The following is a 6,378-nucleotide window of genomic DNA, read 5'->3' as shown; positions in this document are numbered from 1 at the left end:
GACGAGGCCGTTCAGGCCGATGCGGGGGTCTGGGGGCGGCAGCCCCCAGGGACGGGACGGGTAAGGGCGGCGGGGGCGAAACCCGTTCCGTCAGGACCAGCGGCCCGTGCGGGTCAGGAGCAGGGCCGTCGCCGCCGTGCCTGCCGTGGAGGTGCGCAGGACGCTGCGCCCCAGCCGGCAGGCCTTCGCGCCCGCCTCGGCAAAGGCCTCCAACTCCGCAGGAGAGACACCACCTTCGGGGCCGACGACGAGCACGATCCGCCCGGAGGAGGGAAGTTCGGCGGAAGCCAGCGGCTCACTCCCGTACCCCCGGTCCTCGTGCAACACCACCCCAAGGTCCGCTTTGGCGAGAAACGCGGCAACCTGCTTGGTCGTCATCGCGTCCGCGACCAGCGGAAACCGCACCCGCCGAGACTGCTTCCCCGCCTCACGCGCGGTGGCCCGCCACTTCCCGAGCGCCTTGAGCCCCCGCTCACCCTTCCACTGCGTGATGCAGCGGGACGCGGCCCACGGGACGATCTCGTCGACACCGGTCTCCGTCATGGTCTCGACGGCGAGTTCACCGCGGTCGCCCTTGGGAAGCGCCTGGACGACGGTGATACGGGGAGCCGGCTCGGGCTCCTCACGCACCTCGGCGATACCCGCCACCACGAGCCGGTCCTTGCCCTCGGCCGCCTTGACGACGCCGTCCACCCAGCGCCCCTGCCCGTCGGTGAGGACGACGTCCTCGCCCGCCCGCAGCCGCTTCACGGACACGGCGTGCCGCCCCTCGGGGCCGTCGAGGACGAACTCGGGCCCGCCCGGCACCACGTCCACCACGAACACCGGGGCGGTCAACGGACCGGGCCTCCGCCCGAGTTGGACGACAACGCTGTCTTGGCGGCGGCGAGTTCGGCCGTGAGCACCTCGACCAACTGACCTGCGGGCAGCTCGCGCGCTAGCCGGTGGCCCTGTCCCGCCCACAACGCCATCCCCTGCGCGTCCCCCGCCTTGGCGGCGGCCTTGCGCAGGGGGGAGGTGAGGTGGTGAACCTCGGGGTAGGCGGCGGGCGCGTACGGCCCGTGCTCGCGCATGAAGCGGTTCATCAGACCCCGCGCGGGCCTGCCGGAGAAGGCGCGCGTCAACTGCGTACGTACGAAGAGGGGGTTGGTCAGCGCCTGCTTGTGCACGGCGTTGGCGCCCGACTCGGGGGTGGCGAGGAACGCCGTGCCGAGTTGGGCGGCGCTCGCGCCCGCGGCGAGCGCGGCGGCGATCTGGCTGCCGCGCATGATGCCGCCGGCCGCGACGATCGGGATCTGCACGGTCTCGCGGACCTGCGCGATCAGTGAGAGCAGTCCGATGCCGGAACCGTCGGTCTCCGGGTTGTCCCGGTGGGTGCCCTGGTGGCCGCCGGCCTCCACGCCCTGCACGATCACCGCGTCGGCGCCCGCCCACTGCACGGCCTGCGCCTCCTCGGCGGTGGTCGCGGTGACGAGGGTCAGCGTGCCGGCCCGGCTCAGGGAGTCCAGGACGTCACGCGTAGGGCAGCCGAAGTGGAAGGAGACGACCGGTACCGGGTTGTCGAGGAGTACGGCGAGTTTGGCGTCGTATCCGTCGTCGCGTCCGCTGTCGCGGTCGCCCAGTTCGGTCTCGTACCAGGAGGCCTCGCCGGCCAGCTGGTGGGCGTAGACCTCGACCGCGGCCGGGTCTGCGTACTCGGGCTGCGGCATGAACAGGTTCACGCCGAACGGGCGGCTCGTGGCGCCCCGCAACTGCTTGATCTCCTGGTACATGCCGTCGGCCGTTTTGTAGCCGGCGGCGAGGAAACCGAGCCCCCCGGCTTCGGACACGGCCGCTGCGAGCTGCGGCACGGAGACGCCGCCCGCCATGGGGGCCTGCACGATCGGGAGTGGGAAGAGATCGGTCAGCGCGGAGGACATGACGGCATGTTGTCACGTCCTCCGTACAAGTCCGAATCCGGCCTTCCCCCGGGCATAAGCCACGGGAATCAGGCCGGGAGGATCCCTTCCCCTGGGGGCTGACGCCCCCAGACCCCCACTTGAACTTCAGCCCCTCCGGCGTTTGAGGAGCGGGGGTTCGGGGGCGGAGCCCCTGAGTCAGGGACGGGAATGGGTAAGGGCGGCGGGGGCGAAACAAACCCCCAGCGCAAACCCTCAGCGACCGTTGAACGCGTCCTTCAGCCTGGAGAACAGCCCCTGCTGCCCGGGTTGAAACTGACCCGTGGGCCGCTCCTCCCCCCGAAGCTGCGCAAGCTCGCGCAGCAGCCGTTCCTGCTCGGGATCAAGCTTGCTCGGCGTCATGACCTCGACATGCACGATGAGATCACCACGCCCGCCACCCCGAAGGTGCGTGATACCCCGCCCGTGCAACGGAACCGACTGCCCGGACTGGGTACCCGGACGGATGTCGATCTCTTCCATCCCGTCGAGCGTCTCCAGCGGAACCTTCGTCCCGAGAGCCGCCGCGGTCATCGGGATGGTGACCGTGCAGTGCAGGTCGTCACCGCGCCGCTGGAAGGTGGAGTGCGCGACCTCGTGGATCTCGACGTACAGGTCACCGGCGGGACCACCACCGGGCCCGACCTCACCCTCGCCCGCGAGCTGGATCCGCGTGCCGTTGTCGACACCGGCGGGGATCTTCACGGTCAGGGTCCGACGCGAGCGGACCCGCCCGTCACCGGCGCACTCGGGGCACGGCGTCGGAACGACCGTCCCGAACCCCTGGCACTGCGGACACGGCCGGGACGTCATGACCTGGCCCAGGAAGGACCGCGTGACCTGGGACACCTCACCGCGACCGCGGCACATGTCACAGGTCTGCGCGGAGGTGCCGGGCGCGGCGCCCTCGCCACTGCACGTCGTACACACGACGGCCGTGTCGACCTGGATGTCCTTCGTCGTGCCGAAGGCCGCCTCGTCGAGGTCGATCTCCAGCCGGATCATCGCGTCCTGGCCACGCCGCGTGCGCGACCGCGGGCCCCGCTGCGACGCCGTGCCGAAGAAGGCGTCCATGATGTCCGAGAAGTTCCCGAACCCGCCGGCGCCGAAGCCGCCCGCGCCCTGGCCGCCCGCCTGGGACAGCGGGTCACCGCCGAGGTCGTAGACCTGCTTCTTCTGCGGGTCCGACAACACCTCGTAAGCGGCGTTGATCTCCTTGAAGCGCTCTTGCGTCTTCGGATCGGGATTGACGTCCGGATGCAGCTCGCGTGCGAGCCGCCGGAATGCCTTCTTGATCTCGTCCTGGGACGCGTCGCGGCGCACGCCGAGTACGGCGTAGTAGTCCGTGGCCACTTACGACTCCGCCAGGATCTGTCCTACGTACCGTGCCACCGCTCGTACCGCTCCCATCGTTCCGGGGTAATCCATGCGCGTCGGGCCGACCACGCCAAGTTTTGCTACTGCCTCGACGCCCGAACCGTAGCCGACCGAGACGACGGACGTGGAGTTGAGTCCCTCATGGGCGTTCTCGTGACCGATCCGTACGGCCATGCCCGAATCATTGACCTCACCAAGGAGTTTGAGGAGAACGACCTGCTCCTCAAGTGCCTCGAGGACGGGACGGATGGTGAGGGGAAAGTCATGTCCGAAGCGGGTCAGATTGGCGGTGCCGCCGATCATCAGCCGCTCCTCGGTCTCCTCGACGAGGGTCTCCATGAGGGTGGAGAGCACCGTCGCGACCGTACCCCGGTCGTCCGACTCGAAAGCGTCGGGGAGATCCTGCACCAGCTGCGGGACGTCCGCGAAACGGCGGCCCGCGATCCGGCTGTTGAGCCGCGCGCGTAGATCGGCCACAGAGGCCTCCCCGAAGGGCGCCGGGCAGTCCACCATGCGCTGCTCGACCCGGCCGGTGTCCGTGATCAGTACGAGCATGACGCGGGCCGGGGCCAGCGACAGCAGCTCCACATGACGCACGGTCGAGCGGGTGAGCGACGGGTACTGCACGACGGCGACCTGCCGCGTGAGCTGCGCGAGGAGCCGGACGGTCCGCCCCACGACGTCGTCGAGATCGACGGCGTTGTCGAGGAAGCTGTGGATCGCCCGCCGCTCCGGTGCGGTCATCGGCTTGACGCCCGCGAGCCTGTCGACGAAGAGGCGGTAGCCCTTGTCCGTGGGGATGCGGCCGGCGCTGGTGTGCGGCTGGGCGATGTAGCCCTCGTCCTCCAGCACGGCCATGTCGTTACGGACGGTCGCCGGGGAGACGCCCAGCCGGTGGCGCTCCGTGAGCGCCTTGGAACCGACCGGCTCCTCGGTGCCCACATAGTCCTGGACGATGGCGCGCAGCACTTCGAGCCTGCGTTCACTGAGCATCGCGCACACCTCCAGCTGGTCTTCCCCGCGGTCTTCGATGCGGTCTCGATGCGGTCCTCGATCATCCTTGATCGCCTTGCCTGGCACTCAGCGTGCGCGAGTGCCAGCATCCCCGGGCCAAGTGTACGGCCGGTAGGTGCGCCCCGGGCAAGGGCGGCCCTGCGATGTCACGACGACGTGTACGGGGCTGTCCTGCTCTGTCCCGACTGCTGTCCGCCGCTGTCTGCGCACTTCATGGGGCGTAGAGCTAGCGTCGGCGTATGAGCGTGACTTGGGAAGAGGCCGGGTGGGAGGAACTGGGTCCGCGTGTGGGGCGCTGCCGGCTTCCGGTGTGGGACTGCACGGCCGGGCTCGTGGTGGGCGAGGGTGCGGCGCTCATGATCGACGCGGGGTCGGGGCTGCGGGAGGGCGCGCGGCTGCGTACGGAGGCGCGGCGGTTGCTCGGGGGCGGGCGGGTCACCCATCTCGCGCTCACCCACGCGCACTTCGATCACGTCTTCGGCGCGGCGGCCTTCGCGGGGGTCGAGATCTTCGGGGCGGCCGGCCTTGAGCGGGTGCTCGCCGACGGACGGGACGAGTTGCGGGCGGATGCCGAACGCAACGGCGCCGACCCGGGCGAGGCGGCCGAGGCGGCGGACCTCCTCGTCCGCCCCCAGCACCTCGTCTCCGGCGAGTGGACGCTCGACCTGGGCGGCGGAGTGCGGGTCCTGCTGGCGAACGTGGGCCCGGGCCACACGGGCCACGACCTGGCGGTTCTGGTCCGCAGCGACCTGGGAGACCCCGGTGGCGCCGACAGCCCCCGTACCGGCTCGCCGGAGATCGTCTTCTGCGGTGACCTCGTCGAGGAGTCCGGCGAACCCCAGGCGGGCCCCGACGCCGTCCCCTCCCGCTGGCCCGCGGCCCTGGACCGGCTGCTGGCCCTCGGGGGCGAGGACGCCGTGTACGTGCCCGGCCACGGGGCAGCGGTGGACGCCGGCTTCGTACGGGCCCAACGGGACGCGCTGGCACGGCGTTTCGGCGTGTCGTAGAGAGCTCGTGAGCGTGTCGCAGGAGGCTCGGCGACGTGTCTCAGGAAGCTCAGTCGGCTGTCCTGGGCGGGCTGTCGGCGTGTCGCAGGGGGGCTCGGTGCGCCGGGCGGGGGCCTTCTCCTATCGTCATCCGAATGCGCCAGTACTCAGCGGACCTGACCCCTCCGTGGAAGAAGCCCAAGCCCGTGCCCGAGGTGGCGGCGGAGCCGGGGCTCGTGGTCGAGGAGCCCGGGACCGGGTTCTGCGGTGCCGTGATCCGTTGCGAGGCGGGGACGGTCACCCTTGAGGACCGCTTCGGCAAGCACCGGGTGTTTCCGCTGGAGCCCAGGGGGTTCCTGCTGGAGGGGCGCGTGGTGACGCTGGTGCGCCCGTCGTCCGCACCCGTACGCCCCTCTCGTACGGCTTCCGGTTCGGTTGCCGTGCCCGGGGCTCGGGCCCGGGTCGCCCGAGCGGGACGCATCTACGTCGAGGGGCGGCACGACGCGGAACTCGTCGAACGGGTCTGGGGCGACGACCTCCGGATCGAGGGCGTCGTCGTCGAGTACCTGGAGGGCATCGACGATCTGCCCGCCATCGTCGACGAGTTCGATCCCGGGGCGGATGCGCGGCTCGGGGTGCTGGTCGACCATCTCGTCCCCGGCACGAAGGAGTCGCGGATCGCGGAGGCCGTGACGAGTGAGTACGCGCTTGTCGTGGGGCATCCGTACATCGACGTCTGGGAGGCCGTGAAACCGGCGTCCGTCGGCATCCCTGGCTGGCCCCGTGTGCCGCGGGGGCAGGACTGGAAGACGGGGGTCTGCCGGGCCCTGGGCTGGCCCGACAACACGGGCGCCGCCTGGCAGCGGATCCTCGGCTCGGTCCACTCCTACCGAGACCTGGAGCCGGAGCTACTGGGCCGCGTGGAAGAACTGATCGACTTCGTCACGACACCAGGGTGAGCGCGGCGACCGTGGGTTTTTCTCGCCCCCGCCGCCCCTACCCATTCCCGTCCCTTTTCAGGGGCTCCGCCCCCGAACCCCCGCTCCTCAAACGCCGGAGAGGCT

The 6,378-nt window shown here is 70.8% G+C and carries 6 protein-coding genes; 2 read left to right on the top strand and 4 right to left on the bottom strand.

Annotation, left to right across the window (positions count from 1 at the left end; translation table 11 throughout):
* Window positions 1–90: 90 nt before the first annotated feature.
* The 4 genes from AOK17_RS29450 to hrcA form a co-directional block, all read right to left on the bottom strand.
* Window positions 91–837, bottom strand: coding sequence for a 16S rRNA (uracil(1498)-N(3))-methyltransferase (locus AOK17_RS29450; RefSeq protein ID WP_055615609.1), 747 nt, complete (start codon window positions 835–837; stop codon window positions 91–93).
* Window positions 834–1,919, bottom strand: a complete 1,086-nt coding sequence (locus AOK17_RS29445) for a nitronate monooxygenase (protein WP_055615608.1) — start codon at window positions 1,917–1,919, stop codon at window positions 834–836. The genes AOK17_RS29450 and AOK17_RS29445 overlap by 4 nt, the downstream gene beginning before the upstream one ends.
* A gap of 234 nt (window positions 1,920–2,153) precedes the next feature.
* Complete coding sequence (dnaJ, locus tag AOK17_RS29440) at window positions 2,154–3,290, bottom strand: molecular chaperone DnaJ (protein ID WP_055615607.1); 1,137 nt, start codon at window positions 3,288–3,290, stop codon at window positions 2,154–2,156.
* Window positions 3,291–4,307 (bottom strand): heat-inducible transcriptional repressor HrcA, encoded by a 1,017-nt coding sequence (gene hrcA / locus AOK17_RS29435; protein WP_055615606.1) that lies wholly within the window; start codon window positions 4,305–4,307, stop codon window positions 3,291–3,293. It lies immediately after the preceding gene.
* A 260-nt stretch (window positions 4,308–4,567) separates the two neighbouring features.
* On the opposite strand from hrcA, the gene AOK17_RS29430 reads away from it, so the two are divergent.
* Both AOK17_RS29430 and AOK17_RS29425 read left to right on the top strand, forming a co-directional pair.
* Window positions 4,568–5,335, top strand: a complete 768-nt coding sequence (locus AOK17_RS29430) for an MBL fold metallo-hydrolase (RefSeq protein WP_055615605.1) — start codon at window positions 4,568–4,570, stop codon at window positions 5,333–5,335.
* A gap of 134 nt (window positions 5,336–5,469) precedes the next feature.
* Window positions 5,470–6,273 carry a DUF3097 domain-containing protein gene (locus AOK17_RS29425; RefSeq protein ID WP_055615604.1) on the top strand — a complete coding sequence of 268 codons (804 nt, stop codon included), beginning with the start codon at window positions 5,470–5,472 and terminating at the stop codon, window positions 6,271–6,273.
* Window positions 6,274–6,378: the final 105 nt, after the last annotated feature.

Origin of the sequence: Streptomyces phaeochromogenes (assembly GCF_001418655.1) — a bacterium.
Lineage (GTDB): Bacteria > Actinomycetota > Actinomycetes > Streptomycetales > Streptomycetaceae > Streptomyces > Streptomyces phaeochromogenes.
This window is presented reverse-complemented; position numbering and strand designations above follow the sequence as displayed.